This is a genomic window from uncultured Erythrobacter sp., from assembly GCF_947499705.1.
Classification (GTDB): Bacteria; Pseudomonadota; Alphaproteobacteria; order Sphingomonadales; family Sphingomonadaceae; genus Erythrobacter.
The window spans coordinates 1587717-1605186 of record NZ_CANMPJ010000001.1; the positions used below are offsets into that span (position 1 = coordinate 1587717).

At 59.9% G+C, this 17470-nt stretch carries 20 protein-coding genes and 1 tRNA gene; 8 read left to right on the forward strand and 13 right to left on the reverse strand.

Annotated elements, in window-relative coordinates; all coding sequences use genetic code 11:
- The 5 genes from rimM to Q0837_RS07485 all read right to left on the reverse strand — a co-directional run bounded on the left by rimM (window position 1) and on the right by Q0837_RS07485 (window position 3577).
- Window positions 1-504, reverse strand: a complete 504-nt coding sequence (gene rimM / locus Q0837_RS07465) for a ribosome maturation factor RimM (protein ID WP_298467066.1) — start codon at window positions 502-504, stop codon at window positions 1-3.
- A 118-nt stretch (window positions 505-622) separates the two neighbouring features.
- Window positions 623-1186, reverse strand: coding sequence for a 30S ribosomal protein S16 (gene rpsP / locus Q0837_RS07470; RefSeq protein WP_298467069.1), 564 nt, complete (start codon window positions 1184-1186; stop codon window positions 623-625).
- A 50-nt stretch (window positions 1187-1236) separates the two neighbouring features.
- A complete protein-coding gene (ffh, locus tag Q0837_RS07475; protein WP_298467072.1) occupies window positions 1237-2709 on the reverse strand; it encodes a signal recognition particle protein in 1473 nt (490 codons plus the stop codon).
- A 119-nt stretch (window positions 2710-2828) separates the two neighbouring features.
- Window positions 2829-2904 (reverse strand) — tRNA-Ala (locus Q0837_RS07480).
- 325 nt (window positions 2905-3229) lie between these two features.
- Window positions 3230-3577, reverse strand: a complete 348-nt coding sequence (locus Q0837_RS07485; protein WP_298467075.1) for a TIGR02300 family protein — start codon at window positions 3575-3577, stop codon at window positions 3230-3232.
- 148 nt (window positions 3578-3725) lie between these two features.
- Here Q0837_RS07485 and aroA point away from each other — a divergent pair, with 148 nt between their 5' ends.
- The 8 genes from aroA to Q0837_RS07525 all read left to right on the forward strand — a co-directional run bounded on the left by aroA (window position 3726) and on the right by Q0837_RS07525 (window position 10443).
- Complete coding sequence (gene aroA, locus Q0837_RS07490) at window positions 3726-5045, forward strand: 3-phosphoshikimate 1-carboxyvinyltransferase (RefSeq protein ID WP_298467077.1); 1320 nt, start codon at window positions 3726-3728, stop codon at window positions 5043-5045.
- Window positions 5045-5317 (forward strand): permease, encoded by a 273-nt coding sequence (locus tag Q0837_RS07495; protein WP_298467079.1) that lies wholly within the window; start codon window positions 5045-5047, stop codon window positions 5315-5317. Before aroA ends, Q0837_RS07495 begins: the two co-directional genes overlap by 1 nt.
- Window positions 5314-5523 (forward strand): hypothetical protein, encoded by a 210-nt coding sequence (locus Q0837_RS07500; protein WP_298467081.1) that lies wholly within the window; start codon window positions 5314-5316, stop codon window positions 5521-5523. The genes Q0837_RS07495 and Q0837_RS07500 overlap by 4 nt, the downstream gene beginning before the upstream one ends.
- A gap of 30 nt (window positions 5524-5553) precedes the next feature.
- Window positions 5554-5898: a DUF805 domain-containing protein gene (locus Q0837_RS07505; RefSeq protein ID WP_298467083.1), complete on the forward strand. Its 345-nt coding sequence runs from the start codon at window positions 5554-5556 to the stop codon at window positions 5896-5898.
- 12 nt (window positions 5899-5910) lie between these two features.
- Window positions 5911-6540, forward strand: coding sequence for a (d)CMP kinase (cmk, locus tag Q0837_RS07510; protein WP_298467086.1), 630 nt, complete (start codon window positions 5911-5913; stop codon window positions 6538-6540).
- A gap of 207 nt (window positions 6541-6747) precedes the next feature.
- Window positions 6748-8457, forward strand: a complete 1710-nt coding sequence (gene rpsA, locus Q0837_RS07515) for a 30S ribosomal protein S1 (RefSeq protein ID WP_298467090.1) — start codon at window positions 6748-6750, stop codon at window positions 8455-8457.
- A 242-nt stretch (window positions 8458-8699) separates the two neighbouring features.
- On the forward strand, window positions 8700-9455 hold the full coding sequence (gene gloB / locus Q0837_RS07520; protein ID WP_298467093.1) for a hydroxyacylglutathione hydrolase: 756 nt from the start codon (window positions 8700-8702) through the stop codon (window positions 9453-9455).
- Between the two features lie 7 nt (window positions 9456-9462).
- Window positions 9463-10443, forward strand: a complete 981-nt coding sequence (locus Q0837_RS07525) for an NADPH:quinone oxidoreductase family protein (protein WP_298467096.1) — start codon at window positions 9463-9465, stop codon at window positions 10441-10443.
- A 65-nt stretch (window positions 10444-10508) separates the two neighbouring features.
- On the opposite strand, the gene Q0837_RS07530 is transcribed toward Q0837_RS07525, so the two are convergent.
- From Q0837_RS07530 to Q0837_RS07565, 8 genes are all read right to left on the reverse strand, one after another.
- Entirely contained in the window at window positions 10509-11045 is a 537-nt protein-coding gene (locus Q0837_RS07530) for a hypothetical protein (protein ID WP_298467099.1), read from the reverse strand.
- Window positions 11038-11532 (reverse strand): ATPase, encoded by a 495-nt coding sequence (locus Q0837_RS07535; protein ID WP_298467102.1) that lies wholly within the window; start codon window positions 11530-11532, stop codon window positions 11038-11040. Before Q0837_RS07535 ends, Q0837_RS07530 begins: the two co-directional genes overlap by 8 nt.
- A 94-nt stretch (window positions 11533-11626) precedes the next feature.
- A complete protein-coding gene (locus tag Q0837_RS07540) occupies window positions 11627-11854 on the reverse strand; it encodes a F0F1 ATP synthase subunit C (RefSeq protein ID WP_212450741.1) in 228 nt (75 codons plus the stop codon).
- Window positions 11855-11905: 51 nt separating this feature from the next.
- Window positions 11906-12667 carry a F0F1 ATP synthase subunit A gene (locus Q0837_RS07545; protein WP_298469836.1) on the reverse strand — a complete coding sequence of 254 codons (762 nt, stop codon included), beginning with the start codon at window positions 12665-12667 and terminating at the stop codon, window positions 11906-11908.
- An 80-nt stretch (window positions 12668-12747) separates the two neighbouring features.
- Window positions 12748-13074: an AtpZ/AtpI family protein gene (locus Q0837_RS07550; protein WP_298467105.1), complete on the reverse strand. Its 327-nt coding sequence runs from the start codon at window positions 13072-13074 to the stop codon at window positions 12748-12750.
- Between the two features lie 426 nt (window positions 13075-13500).
- Window positions 13501-13890: a YdbL family protein gene (locus tag Q0837_RS07555; protein ID WP_298467107.1), complete on the reverse strand. Its 390-nt coding sequence runs from the start codon at window positions 13888-13890 to the stop codon at window positions 13501-13503.
- A gap of 36 nt (window positions 13891-13926) precedes the next feature.
- Complete coding sequence (locus tag Q0837_RS07560) at window positions 13927-14178, reverse strand: YnbE family lipoprotein (RefSeq protein ID WP_298467109.1); 252 nt, start codon at window positions 14176-14178, stop codon at window positions 13927-13929.
- Complete coding sequence (locus tag Q0837_RS07565; RefSeq protein ID WP_298467111.1) at window positions 14175-17420, reverse strand: YdbH domain-containing protein; 3246 nt, start codon at window positions 17418-17420, stop codon at window positions 14175-14177. The genes Q0837_RS07560 and Q0837_RS07565 overlap by 4 nt, the downstream gene beginning before the upstream one ends.
- Between the last annotated feature and the right edge of the window lie 50 nt (window positions 17421-17470).

A 17470-nucleotide genomic window follows, 5' to 3' on the forward strand; every position in this document is an offset into this window, starting at 1 on the left:
CTATTGGTCGGCGAAATCGCCTGCGATCGCAAGTTTCTCGGTATCCCAGCTCAGCACCGCCGCCTTGGTCATCGGCACCATAAAGGTCTTCATGCCCTTCGCGGGTACAGGGTCTTTCGCGATCTCGAGAATGTCGGTCGCGCCGAAGTTTTCAACCGCAATCACTCGCCCGACAGTGGTTCCGGCATCGGTCTCCACCCGCAAGCCGATCAGGTCGGCGTGGTAGTACTCACCTTCTTCGAGCGCCGGGAGAGTGTCCTTCGAGACGGTGAGCAGCGTCCCGCGCAGCTTTTCTGCCGCGTTGCGATCGCTGCTTTCGGCAAACCGAGCGACCGCGCCGCCCTTGTTGTCGGAGCGGATCTTTTTGAGCGTCAGAGCGCCATCATTGAAGCTCTTGTGCTGGGAGAGCGCGTCCACGCCCTCCCCGAACAATTTGAGGCGAACCTCGCCTGAGACACCGTGCGCGCCGGAAATGGCTGCGAGTTCGATTTGATCCGCGCTCACTCAAATTCCCCGCTCGGGCTGAGCTTGTCGAAGCCCTGCACTTCTTCCTTTGCGCTAGAGCAAAAGAAAAGCAGTCCTTCGACGGGCTCAGGACGAACGGAGAGAGGCATAAAAGCGATTAGCCCTCAGACTTTTCTTCGCCAGCTTCTTCAGCAGGTGCTTCTTCGGCCGGAGCCTCTTCAGCAGCAGCTTCTTCCGCCGGTGCTTCCTCAGCGGCGGCTTCTTCAGCAGGCGCTTCTTCAGCGGCTGGCTCTTCCGCTGGGGCTTCCTCGGCAGGTGCTTCAGCAGCGGCCTTCGCCTCTTCTTCAGCAGCCTTCTTGGCTTCTTCTTCAGCTTCCTTGGCGGCTGCGGCCTTCTCGGCCTTCTCTTCGGCGCGCTCGGTTGCCTTCTCGCCCGGCTTGGCCTTGTTCGGGTTGTTGCGTGCTTCACGCTCCATGATGCCAGCAGCGTCGAGGAAACGCAGGACGCGATCACTTGGCTGGGCGCCAACGCCGAGCCAATAGCGCGCGCGATCTTCGTTCAGCTTGACGCGGCCTTCATCATCCTTGGCGAGCAGTGGGTTGTAGACACCGATCTGCTCGAGATACTTGCCGTCACGTGGTGCGCGGCTGTCCGCTGCGACGATGCGGTAATACGGACGCTTCTTTGCGCCGCCGCGCGAAAGACGAAGTGCAATTGCCATGAGTTAATACCTTTCGAATGTAATTGTATGAAAAACCATTATTCTTGAATTCACTTTTTCGACTTTGGGCCGCCCAGTCCGGGAAGTCCGGGAGGCATGCCGCCCGGTCCTCCGGGTCCGCCAAGTCCCGGCAGTCCGCCAGCACCGGGGCCGCCCAATCCGGGCATCCCGCCACCGGCTCCCCCGCCGCCAAACATCGATGCGAGGCCTTTCAGGCCGCCCATCTTCTTGATCTGCTTCATCGCGCGGCTCATTTCCTGATGCATCTTCAGCAGCTTGTTGACCCGCTGAACATCGGTGCCGCTGCCCGCGGCCACGCGCTTTTTGCGTTTTGCGTTCATCAGAGCGGGGTTCTTGCGCTCTTTCTCGGTCATCGAGCCGATGATCGCGTCCATATGGAGCAAGACCTTGTCGTCCATATCGGCCGCAGCCATCGCTGCCTTGGCCTTTTTCATGCCAGGCATCATGCCTGCGAGCATCCCGAGGCCGCCCATATTCTGCATCTGCTTGAGCTGCATGCGCAGGTCGTTGAGGTCGAATTTGCCCTTCTCGAAATTGGCGGCGAGTTGTTCGGCTTCTTCTTCCTTGATCGTCGCCGCGGCCTTTTCGACCAGACTGACGACATCGCCCATGCCAAGGATACGGTCTGCGACTGAGCCTGGGCGGAAAGTCTCGATCGCGTCGAGCTTCTCGCCCGTGCCAGCAAACTTGATCGGCTTGCCGGTGACAGCGCGCATCGAGAGCGCGGCACCGCCGCGTGCATCGCCGTCCATACGGGTCAACACCACGCCTGTGAGCGGGACTTCGCCGGAGAAGGACTGCGCAACGTTCACGGCATCCTGACCGGTCAGCGAGTCGACGACCAGCAGCACTTCAGTCGGTTCGGAGACGCTGGAAACAGCCTTCATCTCGGCCATCAGCGCTTCGTCGACATGCAGGCGGCCTGCGGTATCGAGCAGCAGCACGTCGAAGTTCTGAAGTCGCGCCGATTCCATCGCGCGCCGAGCGATATCGACTGGCTGCTGGCCTTCGACGATTGGAAGCGTCGTAATATCGACTTGCTCGCCGAGCACAGCGAGTTGCTCCTGCGCCGCGGGACGATTGACGTCGAGCGAGGCCATCATGGCCTTCTTGCCGTGCCTTTCGCGGATCAACTTACCGAGTTTGGCGGTCGTGGTCGTCTTACCCGAACCCTGCAGGCCGACCATCATGATCACAACTGGCGGCTTGGCTTCGAGGATCAGGCCCTCGACGTCATGCCCGCCTAGGGTTTCGATCAGTTCATCATGGACGATCTTGACGACTTGCTGACCCGGCGTGACCGATTTGAGCACGTCCTGGCCAACGGCTTTTTCCGTAACCGAGTCGATGAAACGACGCGCAACCGGCAGTGCGACATCGGCTTCGAGCAACGCAATCCGCACTTCGCGCATCGCATCGCGAACGTCTTGTTCCTTTAACGCCCCGCGTCCTTTGAGCTTGTCAAAGACGCCGCCAAGGCGGTCGGACAAATTGTCAAACATCGTCTTCAACTCCTCTCAAACGTCGCAACGCCTGATAAACGCGAAAAACGCCGGCGGACGAAACCTCGTCGGCCAGCGTGCGAAATTCTTCGATAGAACTTCGACTTATGTCGTTTGACTGGTGGAGCCTAGCGGGATCGAACCGCTGACCTCAACACTGCCAGTGTTGCGCTCTCCCAGCTGAGCTAAGGCCCCGTGCCAGTCAATGTGCGGGCTCGAGTTGCCTCGAACCTCGCGGGAAGCGCCCATTATAAGGCACTATCCCGCATTGCAACGTTTTTTTGTTTCGCCTCAAGCGCCGGCGCTCACGTACGTTCGCTTGGCTACGCGGCAGTAGCCGCCGCGCGCCTGCAGGTGACCTCCGGTCAGCTGCGTCTTCGACTTCGCTTCCGCCCTTTGACTACCGTGACCAGGTGCCCAACGGTTTCGAAGAAGCCGCAAGGGCGACTGCCCGCCCGCAGCGACGCGACCTTCAGGTCGCGTGAGCGAGGATTTCGCACGCCGGATGGCGTGCGGAACATCAAGAGTCGTCGTCGTTGTCGTCGTCGCCCTTGCCCTTGGTGACGCCGAGATCGTCGTCACCGCCAAGGTCCACATCGTTGTCCGGAGAGTTCTCGGTTTCGTCGATGTTCTCGATGTCCTTCAGTTCATCGTCATCATCACCCGACAGATCGCTATCGGCTTCACCGTCTTTCTTCTTCTTGTCAGCTTCATCGAACGGAATGGGCTGCTTGGTCTTAAGCACCGGTTCCGGGCTCCACTCTTCACCGCATTCGATGCAAGTCACCGGGTCATCTTTGCCGAGGTCGTAGAAGCGTTCTCCGCATTTGGGGCAGGTACGCTTAGTTCCCCATTCTGGCTTAGCCATCAGTAAATCCTTCGTCTTGCCCACCGAATGGGCGGGCACTGTAAAGTCGTGAGTTATTGGGACCGGCCTCGATCATATTCAAGGCCCGGAATCAAGATCGCGGCGCGCCTTGCCAGACGCGAAGGGCGCTGTCAAAGACCGCCGCGCTATGGCGAGCCACACCTTCACCACTTCGAACCCACTTCGCGGACGTATTAGAGTCCCCGGAGACAAATCAATCAGCCACCGGGCGCTGATGTTTTCCAGCCTCGCCGTCGGTGAAAGCACCATTGAAGGCTTGTTGGAAGGCGAAGACGTACTCGCCACCGCCGCAGCGATGCGCCAGCTCGGGGCGCAGATCGAACGTAGCAATGATGGTGTCTGGACCGTCCATGGCGCGGGGCTTGGCAGCTTGCTTGAGCCGCATCAGGCGCTGGATATGGGCAATAGCGGCACTTCGACGCGCCTTCTGATGGGGCTACTCGCCAGCCACGGTTTCACTGCGACATTCGTTGGGGATGCCAGTCTTTCCGGCCGGCCAATGAACCGCGTGATCGAGCCGCTTTCGCAAATGGGCGCGAGTTTCGAAGCATCGAGTGGTGGTACCCTTCCCCTGATGCTGCGCGGTGCGTTTGCCCCCGTGCCGATCCGTTACCGGCTTCCGGTGGCCAGTGCGCAGGTGAAGAGCGCCGTGCTTCTCGCTGGCCTCAACACGCCGGGCATCACTACTGTGATCGAGCCTGTTGCGACGCGCGATCATACGGAGCGAATGCTTGCCGGTTTCGGCGCGACGCTTGAGATTGGCGAGGACAACGGCGAAAGGGTCATTTCGATCCATGGCGAATCCGACCTGAAATCGCAGCATGTGGTGGTTCCCGGCGATCCATCCTCCGCAGCATTCTTCATGGTCGCCGCGCTGATTGTGCCCGGCAGCGATCTGGTGATCGAGAACGTCGGGCTAAACGCAACGCGTGCGGGACTGGTCGAAGCGCTTAGGCAAATGGGCGGATCAATCGAAGAACTGAACCCGCGCGAAGTTGGAGGCGAGCCTGTCGCTGACCTCAGGGTCAAGCACTCGGTCCTGAAAGGCGCAGAGATCGACCCTGCCTTTGCCCCGAGCATGATCGATGAGTTTCCCGTGCTTTTCGTTGCGGCTGCGGTTGCCGAAGGCGCCACGGTCACAACTGGCCTCGAAGAATTGCGCGTAAAGGAAAGTGACCGCCTTGCGACAATGGCAGCGGCACTGACCCTTGCCGGAGCTGATGTCGAAGAGAGTGATGACGGCCTGACCATCAACGGGACAGGTGGCGACTTACTCAAGGGAACTCCATCAGGTGCCAGCGTCGAGACCAAGCTCGATCACCGCATCGCGATGGCTATGGCGATTGCGGGTCTCGCGAGCCAAGACGGCGTGAGCATTGACGATACATCACCCATCGCAACCAGCTTTCCTACATTCACATCGTTGCTTGACCAGGCCTCATCGTGATGGAGACGCCGCTCGACGTTTACAGCTTCATCGGCTTCCTCGGCACCGCATGCATCATCGGTGCTTATGCGTATCTCACATGGCAGGACGAGCCAAACCCCTACATCCTGCACGGCACCAACCTTGCCGGAGCGGCACTTCTAACCGTGTCACTGTTGGTCCACACAAACTGGCCCAGCCTGGTTCTGGAGGGTTTCTGGGCACTTATCGCCATTGCAGGCCTGGCCAAGGCCCTGCGAAAGCAGGCGGAAAGAGCCGAAGTCGAGCCGTGATCCGCCGCCGCATCTTTGCAGCGATTTTGCTTTACGGCTTCGCGGTCGGCTCGGCGTTGTTCTGGAACCGCGGCGAGTTCGATTGGCTGACTTTCGGCGTAAATATTGTTGCGGCATCCCTCGGTTTGATCGTTTTGCACTTCCGCTGGCGCATCAAAGAGCGCCGAGCGTTCACGCCGAAAAGGGCAAAAGATGTCTTTTCTTGACCCGCGTTAGATGACAGGCATTTTCTTGCGATGTGGCTTTTTGAGACGGTGGAACTGCGCAATCTCTTTCGACTGTCAGGGAGGTCAACGCGGCGCGAATTTCTTACCTTCCTCGTTATTGGGTTGGCGATGGCAGTTTTCGGCATTGCCGATCTTGATGGCCCCTTTGGCTTGCCGATCACTCTCATGGCACTGACCCTTGTCGTCGCCGCTGCGGTCAGGCGCATCAATGACCATGGCGGGACCAAATGGGTCCTGCTAGCGATCTTTGTGCCTTACCTCGGCATTGGAATCGTCACCTACTTTCTGTTCATTCCAGGCGATCCTTTCGCAAACAACTCAGGAGCAAATCCCCGTGAACGGAACCAGTCATAAGCGAGTCGGCGCATGATTATCGCCGTCGATGGCCCCACTGCTTCAGGCAAAGGGACAATCGCAAAGCAACTCGCCGCGCACTTTGGCCTGCCCTGCCTCGACACGGGCCTGCTGTACCGCGCAGTCGGCTGGCAGGTTTCCGCCAATGATGGCGATCACGACAGCGAGGCAGACGCCGTCGCAGCCTGCGCTTTTCCCGATGAATTGCTCGAAAATCCGGAACTGCGCAGCGAGGAAGCGGGTGGGCGGGCGAGCCGTGTTTCGGTCCATCCGGGCGTGCGCAAGGCGTTGTTCGAGCGCCAGCGCGCGTTTGCCGAGCAGCCGGGCGGCGCAGTGCTCGATGGTCGCGATATTGGCACCGTCATCGCGCCAGATGCAGACGTAAAGCTGTTCATTACCGCCAGTGTGCAGGAACGCGCGCGGCGGCGCTGGCTCGAAATGACCGGGCGCGAAATCGAGATCCCTCTCGCTGAAATCGAAAAGGATATCGTCGCCCGCGACGCCCGCGACATCAATCGCAAGGATGCACCGCTCAAGGCTGCACCCGATGCGATGGTGATCGACACCACGGCGTTCGACAAGGATCAGGCATTCGAAGCCGTGCTGGAAGCCGTTCGCGATCACTTGGCCCAGAACCCCTAAATTCCTTGCTTTCCGCTGCGTCTTGCCTTAGGCGCGCCGCCGTTCTCGCAATCATTTTCGGTTGAAGGAACCTTCGCAGTGGCATTCGGCCTTGTGGAGACGTCGGCCTCTTGCCCCGCCAGCCTGCGCAATGGTGCGCCGGAAGCGGTGAAAGACCCCGGAAAAACCGGTGGCCGGTAGCTAACAAACTTGAGGAATACCTCACCTATGGCGACTTCGCCCAACCCTACGCGCGACGATTTCGAAGCGCTTCTCAATGAACAACTTGGTGGTGCCGGTGACGGCGGCTTTGAAGGCCGCGTCGTAAAAGGCACTGTGACCGCGATCGAAGCCGGTATGGCTGTGATCGACGTGGGCCTCAAATCCGAAGGCCGCGTGAACCTCAAAGAATTTACCCGCGGCGAAGACGACCACGGTCTGGCAGTCGGCAGCGAAGTCGAAGTTTATGTCGACCGCGTCGAAAACGCCGACGGTGAAGCAATGCTCAGCCGCGACCGCGCCCGCCGCGAAGCCGCTTGGGACAAGCTCGAAAACGAATTTGGCGAAGGCAAGCGCGTCGAAGGACGCATCTTCGGCCGGGTCAAAGGCGGCTTCACAGTCGACCTCGACGGCGCCGTGGCCTTCCTGCCCGGTTCGCAGGTCGATATCCGTCCGGTCCGCGACGTCACTCCGTTGATGGAAGTGCCGCAGCCGTTCCAGATCCTCAAGATGGATCGCCGCCGCGGCAATATCGTTGTCTCGCGCCGCGCCGTGCTTGAAGAAACCCGCGCAGAACAGCGCAGCGAACTGATCGACAAGCTGGCTGAAGGTCAGGTGATCGACGGCGTGGTCAAGAACATCACCGATTACGGTGCGTTCGTGGACCTCGGCGGCATCGACGGCCTGCTGCACGTCACCGATATGAGCTACAAGCGGGTCAACCACCCGAGCGAGATCATCGAGATCGGCCAGACTGTGACCGTACAGATCGTCCGCATCAACTCGGAAACACAGCGCATCAGCCTCGGCATGAAGCAGCTGGAAAGCGATCCATGGGATGGCGTGGCTGCGAAGTACCCAGTTGGCGCGAAGCTTTCGGGCACCGTCACCAACATCACCGAATACGGCGCATTCGTCGAACTGGAAGCTGGCATCGAAGGCCTCGTCCACGTTTCGGAAATGAGCTGGACCAAGAAGAACGTCCACCCGGGCAAGATCGTTTCGACCTCGCAGGAAGTCGATGTCCTGGTGCTCGAAGTCGACAGCGAAAAGCGCCGCATTTCGCTCGGCCTCAAGCAGGCTCAGCGCAACCCTTGGGACGAGTTTGCCGAGAAGTTCCCAGTCGGCGCCGAAGTCACTGGCGAAGTCAAGAATGCGACCGAATTCGGTCTGTTCATCGGCCTCGATGGCGATGTCGACGGCATGGTTCACATGTCGGATATCGCATGGGGCATCTCGGGCGAAGATGCATTGGCGCTCCACCGCAAGGGTGAAGAGGTCAAGGCTGTCGTTCTCGACGTTGATGTCGAGAAAGAACGCATCAGCCTCGGCATGAAGCAGCTCGAAAAGGGCGCTCCTACCGAAGCAGGCGCAGCAGCCGCTGGCTCGCTCCGCAAGAACCAGACTGTCACCGTCACTGTTCTCGAAGTTCGCGATGGCGGCCTCGAAGTGCAGGTTGGCGACGATGGCGCGACCGGCTTCATCAAGCGTTCGGATCTCGGCCGCGACCGCGACGAACAGCGTCCGGATCGCTTCCAGGTCGGCAGCAAGGTCGACGCGATGGTCATCGGCTTCGACCGCTCGAAAAAGCCGAACTTCTCGATCAAGGCGCGTCAGATCGCCGAAGAGAAGGAAGCGGTTCAGCAGTTCGGTTCTTCCGACAGCGGCGCATCGCTCGGCGACATCCTGGGCGAAGCGCTCAAGAAGAGCGACGATTGATTTTGTTGAGAGGCGTGGATCATCCGATCCACGCCTTTCGGCCTAACCGGCCGACGCGCGGTCGCGCTTTGACTACCGTGACCAGGAACCAAACGGCTGCGTAGCAGCCGCAAGGCCGACCGGCCGCCCGCAGCGATGCGATCTTTGATCGCATGAGCGAGGACACCGCGCGCCGGATGGCGCGCGAAACACAAAGACTCCGGGCCTTTTCTATTGTGCCCTGTAAGAGTAAGCTGACCCTCATGCTTACAGTTCACCAGTTCCCCTGCCTGTCTGACAATTACGGATTCCTGCTCCACAATTCGGTGACGGGTGAAACCGCTGCGATCGATACGCCTGATGCGAAGGAGTATCTGCGTCAGGCCGAGCTCAAGGGTTGGAAAATCACGCATATCTGGAACACGCATTGGCACCCGGACCATGCGGGCGGGAATGCCGAAATTGTTGAAGCGACCGGCGCGCGGGTGCTCGCGCCGAAGGAAGTCGAGAAGCTCTCCAAGATCGACCGGGTCGTTGGCCATCGTGACAGCGTCAATCTGGGCGAACATCAGGCACAGATCGTCGACGTCTCAGGCCACACCAACGGCCACATCGCCTATCACATCGTCGAGGAAGGCATCGCATTTGTCGGCGATGCCGTCTTCGCGCTCGGCTGCGGGCGGATGTTCGAAGGCCAGCCCAAGCAGTTCTGGAACAGCCTGGACAGGATACGACGAATGTCGACCGAGACCACGCTTTACTGCGCGCATGAATACACCGAAGCGAATGCGAAGTTCGCGGTGCATGCGGACCCGGACAATGCGGCGCTTCAAGCCTACGTAAGCGAGATCAAGGACAAGCGTTCGCGCGGTGAACCGACTGTCCCGACTGTGCTCAAACGCGAGTTGGAGACCAACCCGTTCCTGCGCGCAGACGATCCGGCAATGATGGCGAAATGGGGCGGCAGCGAACCACACGAAACCTTTGCCGCACTCCGAGCCGCGAAAGACAATTTCTAAGCCGCCAATGCAGGCTCTCAACGTTCAGCATCTGTCCGATGACTTGTCGGGCACGCAGCTTGTGGACCTGCCCGAGCCGTCCTGTACGGCTGGGGAAGTTCTCGTCCGCGTGCGTGCCGCCTCGCTGAACTATCCCGACCTGCTGATGACGCAGGGCAAGTACCAATTCAAACCCGAAACCCCCTTCATCAGCGGTCTCGAAATGGCCGGCGAAGTGATCGACGCTGATCCCGGCAGCGGTTTTGCCACCGGTGACTGCGTGATGGGCGGCAACAAGACGGGTGCCTTTGCCGAAGTGGCAAGCATCCCTGCCCGCAGCCTCTCACGCGTTCCAGAAGGTGTGAGCTTCGCCAGCGCCGCAGCTATGGGCGCGGCTTATTCGACAGCCTACACGGGGCTTGTGGAGCAGTGCGGGCTGTCAGCGGGACAATGGGTGCTGGTCCACGGTGCCAGCGGCGGCGTTGGTCTTGCAGCAGTTGACCTTGCCAAAGCGCTGGGTGCGAAAGTGATCGCGGCAACAGGGGTCGATTCCAAGCGCGAGCGGATCGCGAAACTTTACCAACCCGACGCAGTTATCTTGAGCGAAGGGCGCTTTCGCGAGCAAGTCTCTGAGCTCACTGGCGGAGCACTCTGCAATATCGTTTTCGATCCCGTTGGCGGGGATGTGTTCGACGAATCGACGCGCTGTGTGAGCTTTGCTGGAAAGCTCGTTGTCGTTGGCTTCACAAGCGGTCGGATTGCAGAGATCGCCATCAATATTCCGCTGATCAAAGGATTCTCGGTCGTTGGCCTGCGCGCGGGCGAATATGCGCGGCGTTTCCCCGTGCGCGGTGCAGCGATCAACGCAGAGATCGCGAAGCTCGCCGAAGGCGGACGTATAACACCTGCGATCGACCGTTTATTGCCGCTTTCGCGCTGGCGCGACGGCTTTGAGGCGATGGCAAACCGCGAACTAGTCGGCAAAGTCGTGTTTGAGCCGGGGGCATAGCGACGACGCATACGAAAAAGGCGGCCCGACTGGACCGCCCTTTCATTCGCTGAGCTGCGAAAGCCTCAAAGCGAGGCAATCACCTCATCTGCGAGTGTTTTGTCCGCAGCCTTGTCGTGCCGCTCTGCAATCAGTTTGCGCGATGCGGCGGCGGCAACTTCAGCCGCGACCGTACGCACTTCCTCGACAGCATCGCGCTCGGCAGCAGCGATCTTGTCTTCGGCCATACGCTGACGACGTGCGACCATATCCTTGCTGTCTGTCTTCGCCTTGGCGAGAATCGCATCGGCTTCGCGCTGCGCACCGTCCACCATCGCTTCGGCATCTTTCTCAGCGCCGGCGATCTTGGTGGCGTATTCGTCACGAAGCTTTTCGGCTTCGGCGCGGAGCGATTTTGCTTCGTCGAGCTGCTGCTTGATCTCGGCAATCTTGGCGTCGAGTCCACCCGTGATCAGACCGGGCACTTTCTTCCACAGAAACACGCCCAGCAGCACCATCATGGCCAGGGCGACCCACTGATACGAGTCTGCACCAAGAGCACTTGGTTCAGCCTTGTAGCCCGCTTCGGCGGCCCCAGCGAGGAAGGTAAGGACATTAGCCATTAGCGAGTGCCTCCTTCACAGCTGCGTTTGCAGCCGCTTCGTCAACTTCAGTGCCGGCGAGACGCGCGACGATATCGCGGGTTGCGTCGGCAGCGACGTTTTCGATCTCTGCCATTGCGCTGGTCCGCGCCGCAGCAATTTGCGCCTCGGCATCAGCCAGTTGGGCATCGAGCTTGGTCTGCGCCTTGGCAAGGGTCGCTTCGGTACTCGAAGCGGCCTTGGCCTTGGCCTCAGCGATAACGCCCTGTGCCGCAGCGCGGTTGGCGTTCTCGCGTTCGCGCCAGGCCTCTTCCTGCTCGTCGGCAGCGTCACGGGCGGCCTGAGCCGCCGCGAGATCGTCAGCGATCTGCTTGTCACGCAGTTCCACGGTCCCCATCACCTTCGGCACCATCCCGCGTCCGATGAGGAAGAAGGTGATGCCGAAGAACACCAGCAACCAGAAGACCTGGCTGGAGTATGTTTCGGCTAATTGGGCTATCTGAGGCATGAGCGCTTTGGCCTTTTGGGTCCGAGGCTAGCTGTTACTGGAGTGAATGTGGGAGCCGACACCGAAGCGGCGGCTCCCTTACATTCAAATTCGTTTAGGCAACGAAGATCAGGATCATCGCAACGACGAACGCCAGCAGGCCGAGAAGCTCGGCAGCGGCGAAGCCGATGAACAGGCGACCCTGCTGACCGTCAGCCGCACCAGGATTGCGCAGTGCGCTTTCGAGGAACGAACCGAACACGTTGCCCACACCGGTTGCGGCAAGGCCGGCACCGATTGCTGCAAGGCCTGCACCGATGAGCTTGGCTGCTTCAGGTTCCATTTTGAAAAACTCCTTTGAATTCAAATCTGTTGGATTGGTAAGATACGAAACTTAGTGAAGATGCTCGGCGTCGTTGATGTACAGCGACGTAAGCAGTGCAAAGACGTAGGCCTGGATGCCTGCGACTAGAATTTCGAGCGCGCTGATGGCGATCATCAGAGCGAAACTTGGGATACCGATCAGGCCACCGAAAATCGGCCCTGCATTGACCGCGTCGATCACGAAGCTCGACAGCACTTTAAGCAAGACGTGTCCCGCCATCATGGCAACGAACAGACGCAGCGCGAGGCTGAACGGGCGTACCATGAACGAAATCAGCTCGATCACCGGGATCAGCCACATCAGCCAGATCGGTGTGCCGTGTGGCACGAACAGGCTGAAGAATTTCAGGCCATGCTTCCAGAAGCCAACGATCAGCACGATCGAAAAGCTCATCACGGCGAGCACGCCGGTGACGGTGAAGTGGCTGGTGAATGTGAAAGGATGCACGCCGGGGATCAGACCCAGCGGGACGAGGCCCAGCAGGTTGGCGAACAGGATGAACATAAACAGGCTGAAGATGTAGGGCACATATTTGCGCCCCTCTTTGCCAACGTTTGCTTCGAGCATATCGTCGATAAAGCCGGTGAAGCTCTCAACGGCCATCTGCCAGCGACCCGGCACCAGTTCGCGCTTCATTCCGCCAAACACGAACGCCCACAGCAGAATGACCGTGATGGCCATCCACAATGCGGAATTGGTGAATGCGATGTTGAAGCCAGCGATTTCCCAGTTTGCCGAGCCAAAAAGAGGCTCGATCTGGAACTGCTTCATCGGATCGACTTTGCCTTGTTCGGCTGCCACGACCGTCTATATCCCTGATATCTTACAAAAAACGCGCCCTGATACTCGACCTATTCCTGGTCATCAGAGCGTGTGTTTGCCGCGCGAATAATGTTCCTGAAGGCGGCAGCTATTCCAAGGAACAGACCAACCAACAGACCCCAGGGCGTGGTCCCGACCAGCGCATCGAATGCGTAGCCGATCACACTACCGCCGAGAATCCCGCCGATCAGAACCGCCAGTACCGCGTTGCCGCTGCGATAGTTCGCATCGACACCCTGTACCTTTGGCCGGTTGCGCTCATCTTCGCGCTCGCGTGCAGCTTTCAGCCGCTCCTCGAGCGCGTCGATCCGCGCATCCTCGGCGATGGTTTCCCGTGCGGGCTTCTCTTCGCTCATGCCGGTCTCCGTAAGGTGGATTGCAAGCACGCGCAATGATGTGCCCGCCGAGGGCGCGGTCCCCTTAGAAGGGGGGTGATTCCAAGTCAATGGTAGGAGCGTGCAGTTTACGCGGAGAGTGTTTTGTTTTCCGCACCTGCATCCGGGGCTTTCTTGTTTGCGCCCTCAAGCGCCAGGCGCGGGCCATCCGGCCCGCTTGGCTACGCGGCACAAGCCGCGACGGGCAGTCGCCCTTGCGACGCCTGCGGCGTCGAACCAGTGCCACCTCGCTCTCGTTGTCATGAAGAACGGTCGCGCTAGCGACCGCAAGCGCGACTGCGCGCCCGCAGCGACGCGACCTTCAGGTCGCATGAGCGAGGAGATCGCATCGCGGATGCGATGCGGACAACAAGGACTCCGGCGTTTGAGGGCGCAAACAAAACTTCCCTACGGACAACGCGGATCGCGCACAGGCGCAGTGCCGTCGCGTGTCATCCATGTGCCGTCGGGTGCGCGATATTTTTCACCGGCTACAGTCCGCGCGATCGCCTGACAGCCCGCGGTCAGCGCATAAGCCTCCAGCGTAGCGTTGTTCTCTTGCGCCTTGCGCGAATAGACTGCGCGGCGTTTGATGTTGATGTCGTCTACCAAGCGCTGCAGCGTGGGCGTCGCTTGGCCGACAATGCCGAGATAGCCATCGGGCTGCTCGCCAATGGAGCCATTGGCGCGGGCAGCAGCATATGCTGGGTCACGCTGCGCCGTTGCGGGCACGGCAATTGCACCAAGTGTCGCGGCACCTGCTACGGCAACAAGCATGATTTGGCGCATCGTATTCATTTGCATTCCCCTTCGCGCGACTGGCGAGTGTGCGGATCAGAAGATATCCGCATTCTCGTCAATCGTGTTGGCCGCATCGTCAGCGAGCCGGTAAATCACTTCCTGCCGGATATTGATGTTGAGCTCGATCACTATCGGCTCTTCTGGCGCGCTTACATTGATGCAGCCTGTCAGCAGCATCGCCATTCCCGCACCCAATAATCCGGTTTTCTGCACCCTGCCCCCCGCGCGTTTTCCACGATTGCTTGTGGCAGCGCGCACGGAGTGGGTCAATTTCAGCTCTCTCATTGCATTTCCTCGCTTTCGGGAGGTTGAACGGGTGATTCATTTGGGCGCGTGGCTGCGCCCGCGTCGTCTTGGGTCGAGGGGGCGGGTTGCGGGGGGTTTGGTCCAGGATTGATGGGTACGAAACGGCCCGCTTCGTTGTTGAACAGGCCCCTATCGACGGGATTGCCGAGATATTCAGGGTCGAAGAACGACCGAACTACCGTCGACAGCTCGTAGAAATTCTCCGACCGCACATTCACCTTGAACCGGATCGGTAGACTTGCGAGCCGCCGCGTCACGAAATTCTGCGTCGTCCCCTCGCCCTGGCTAACGCCGTCGAACTGGAAATTTGTGACGATCTCTCCAGCGAGATCGCCATTCAAGCCAATGCTCATTTGAGAATAATCGAGCGAGCGCAGAGCCTGAAACGCATAATTGCCCATCGCACCGAGGTCTTCATAAGTCAGGTCGCCGATATAGGCGACATTGCCTCCGGGCTGACGCGAGATCAGCAGTCCGCCTTCGATCCGTCCATTGCCGATCGTGTCGAAGACGACGGGTACCGTGCCGTCGAAGGTCCCGGTCGCCCCGAGATTGGTCAGCTCCATCTGGCTTACAAAGGTCGCCGCATCGAGGCCGACGATCTCGAACACATAGCGCGCACCGCCAGATTCGCCGTAGTCGAGCGTCACCGGGCGCAGAATCAATTCGCCGCCCATAAATGGCCAGCGCGCGTCCTCGACATTGAGCACCTGCCCATCGCGAAGGCCATAGACCACGCGCCCGCTGAGCACTTCGATACCGGGATTGACCGAGCCGACTTCAAGCACCTGCCCGGGTTCCGTGGTGATCGCCAACAAGTCGGAGAACCGCATGGTGCCGCGCACCGAACTGACCGGTCCAAAGGCCGCCGCGAAATCGAATCGCTCGGTGGAGAATGCGCCGGTGCTGGTGAGATCATCGGCAGTCCAACGGATCAAACCGTCGCCAGCGATAGTCCCATCCGCGTCGGCAATCACACCGCTGGCGAGATAGCTCAGTTGGTCCGGCTGCAGGATACTGTCGAACACCACGCCTGGCACATTGAGCACCGCTTGCCCTGCCCCGCTTCCGAGGTCGTGCTGAATATCCGTCGTCACGATCAGGCGGTCTGTCTCAGGCTCGCGCATCCGGGCGTTTGCGGTGATCGAATTGCCATTCAGAGCGAGTGTCGCATCCCGCGCGAAAAGTGGTTCGAAACGGGGAAGAGCGTCCGCCTCGGTCCGTTCGGTCAATCGGAACGCTCCATCGCCGAGCAGAAAGACGCCGTCCTCGTATCTCCAACTGCCCGCGATTTGATCGAGATCGAGCGGCACAACATCGAGCTTTGCGGTGCCATCAGCGAATGTTCCACCGATGAGATCATCGAATGCACCCTGGAACTCCGCTGCAGTCAGCCGGACAGCATTGTCTTGCTCACCGATCACCGCTGATAGGCCGGCGAGCGCGAACTCGCCCGGATAGCTTAACCGGGTGTTCGCGGTGGTGATCATCAGCGGCGATCCGGCGATGTCTCCTTCGATGGCAAGCTCACCTGTTTGTGCACCGATCCGCAAAGTCTCATCGTAAGCAACGATCGGCTGACCAGCTTGCGGGCATACATTCACCGCCTGACCGTCGAGCGCTAAATCGAAATAGGACAATTGGGCAAACCGCACAGGCGTGCATTGTTGTCCGACAGCGATCTGCCCATTCGAAGACACCGCGCCCTTTAGAGGAACCGCAAGAGAATTGATCGTGCCACCGGGTATCGCACCGCTGGCAGTGACAAATCCATCGAAAGCAATGCTTCCATCGGCCTGACTGCGCACCAGCAATTGCGGAACGGCCAATCGGTCTGCGCCTGCGCTGTACTCTTCCATCTCGAGCCGAAGAGCCAAGGCGTCGCCGCCAACCTGCTCCATACGCCCGGTAATACGCGGCAGCCCCTCGCCGCCAGTCGCGAGGTTGGCCGATAAACGCCCGCCCGTGGTCCAGCTCAGCCTCGACACCGCCACCAGTGTTTCGCCAGAATTGGCTCGAAGCCGCGCTTCGGGAACGATAAGTGTCATTCCGTCTTCCGACTGGCGGATGGTCAGATCGGCGGCGATTCTCCCGCCATCGGCCGACCGCGCGAGGTTCGACTGAAGCTTGTCGAGCAGGGACGCCGCGAATGTTCCCTCTGCGGCAGTAATTGCATCAGAAAGTGCCGAGTTGTTCTCCAATGGAAGTGAAGCGCCCTCGCCTTCGAACCGCGCGCTCCAATCGCTGCGAAGCGGTTCTCCTGCCGAGCGGAGGATGCCGTCGGCAGTCAGTTGGGCAAGAGCGCCGTAGGGTGAGGCGAGTCCCTCCGCCGTTAAGTCATGCCGAAACGTCAGCTCACCGCCGCGCCAAGTAAGATCTGCAGTTCCGCTCAGCGTTTCACTCGAAAAATCGAAACCGCTCAGGCCAGAGGCTGCAAGGTCGAAATTGCCATCAAGCGCAGTGAACCCGGTATCGAGCGCGAGATCGGCAGCAACGTCTGCTCTGGACAATCGGGCCCCGCTACAACTGACGTCGCGGACACGGACAGGGCCGGAAAATCTGGGCACCCCGCCCGGCGTTGTCAGATCACCGTAGAGCGTGGCTGTGCGGGTCGAGCATTCATCCGTACCAATTCCGGGAGCCGTCGCGGCAAGCTTTCCGGCAAAGCCGTCGCTTAGCAGCCCTTCGCCATCGAGCTTCAGACCAACAACGCCGAAATCGGTCTCAATCCGTCCGCGCGCATCGACCAGTCTTACGTCGAATTCGGGCAGTCCGGCGGGTTCTTCGGTCTCCGCGAACAGCAGCGGATCAAGCGCGCCGAAGCTCACTTGCCCATCGCGGTAGCTACCAAACAGGCGGGCACCGGTGACTTCGATCCGTCCGATCCCGGCGCTAACGAAACCATATTCGATGTTGGCGACCACGCGCTCGGCGGTCAGATCCGGAGCAGCCGGATCGCCGATCACAAGGTTTTCGATCACTTGCTGCTGCGCGCCGATCGAAACGATATCGTAGGTAGCTTCGACTCCGGTTTGCGCCAGTTGGTCGTCGATCAGATTGCCGGCAATCCGCTCGCGGCTCAGCCAGCCGCCAATCACCGCCGTCAGCACCAGAATCAGCAGCGCAAGCGCGATCCGCCAAATCCCGCGTCTCAGCGAGAATTGCCTCGTTTGACCCGCATCGGGCATGTCAGTCGATCGATCCTGCTCGGCTGCTGCCATAGTTCCCCCCACTTGCGCGTATCGTCCTGTAAAGGCAATGAACGCCGGTA

What these genes read in the sequence shown, in the direction of transcription:
- rpsP (WP_298467069.1), bottom strand. Translation starts at nt 1,186, where the DNA reads ATGGCAATTGCACTTCGTCTTTCGCGCGGCGGCGCAAAGAAGCGTCCG.
- ffh (WP_298467072.1), bottom strand. Translation starts at nt 2,709, where the DNA reads ATGTTTGACAATTTGTCCGACCGCCTTGGCGGCGTCTTTGACAAGCTC.
- Q0837_RS07485 (WP_298467075.1), bottom strand. Translation starts at nt 3,577, where the DNA reads ATGGCTAAGCCAGAATGGGGAACTAAGCGTACCTGCCCCAAATGCGGA.
- aroA (WP_298467077.1), top strand. Translation starts at nt 3,726, where the DNA reads ATGGCGAGCCACACCTTCACCACTTCGAACCCACTTCGCGGACGTATT.
- Q0837_RS07495 (WP_298467079.1), top strand. Translation starts at nt 5,045, where the DNA reads ATGGAGACGCCGCTCGACGTTTACAGCTTCATCGGCTTCCTCGGCACC.
- Q0837_RS07505 (WP_298467083.1), top strand. Translation starts at nt 5,554, where the DNA reads ATGTGGCTTTTTGAGACGGTGGAACTGCGCAATCTCTTTCGACTGTCA.
- cmk (WP_298467086.1), top strand. Translation starts at nt 5,911, where the DNA reads ATGATTATCGCCGTCGATGGCCCCACTGCTTCAGGCAAAGGGACAATC.
- rpsA (WP_298467090.1), top strand. Translation starts at nt 6,748, where the DNA reads ATGGCGACTTCGCCCAACCCTACGCGCGACGATTTCGAAGCGCTTCTC.
- gloB (WP_298467093.1), top strand. Translation starts at nt 8,700, where the DNA reads ATGCTTACAGTTCACCAGTTCCCCTGCCTGTCTGACAATTACGGATTC.
- Q0837_RS07525 (WP_298467096.1), top strand. Translation starts at nt 9,463, where the DNA reads ATGCAGGCTCTCAACGTTCAGCATCTGTCCGATGACTTGTCGGGCACG.
- Q0837_RS07530 (WP_298467099.1), bottom strand. Translation starts at nt 11,045, where the DNA reads ATGGCTAATGTCCTTACCTTCCTCGCTGGGGCCGCCGAAGCGGGCTAC.
- Q0837_RS07535 (WP_298467102.1), bottom strand. Translation starts at nt 11,532, where the DNA reads ATGCCTCAGATAGCCCAATTAGCCGAAACATACTCCAGCCAGGTCTTC.
- Q0837_RS07540 (WP_212450741.1), bottom strand. Translation starts at nt 11,854, where the DNA reads ATGGAACCTGAAGCAGCCAAGCTCATCGGTGCAGGCCTTGCAGCAATC.
- Q0837_RS07545 (WP_298469836.1), bottom strand. Translation starts at nt 12,667, where the DNA reads ATGAAGCAGTTCCAGATCGAGCCTCTTTTTGGCTCGGCAAACTGGGAA.
- Q0837_RS07550 (WP_298467105.1), bottom strand. Translation starts at nt 13,074, where the DNA reads ATGAGCGAAGAGAAGCCCGCACGGGAAACCATCGCCGAGGATGCGCGG.
- Q0837_RS07555 (WP_298467107.1), bottom strand. Translation starts at nt 13,890, where the DNA reads ATGAATACGATGCGCCAAATCATGCTTGTTGCCGTAGCAGGTGCCGCG.
- Q0837_RS07560 (WP_298467109.1), bottom strand. Translation starts at nt 14,178, where the DNA reads ATGAGAGAGCTGAAATTGACCCACTCCGTGCGCGCTGCCACAAGCAAT.
- Q0837_RS07565 (WP_298467111.1), bottom strand. Translation starts at nt 17,420, where the DNA reads ATGGCAGCAGCCGAGCAGGATCGATCGACTGACATGCCCGATGCGGGT.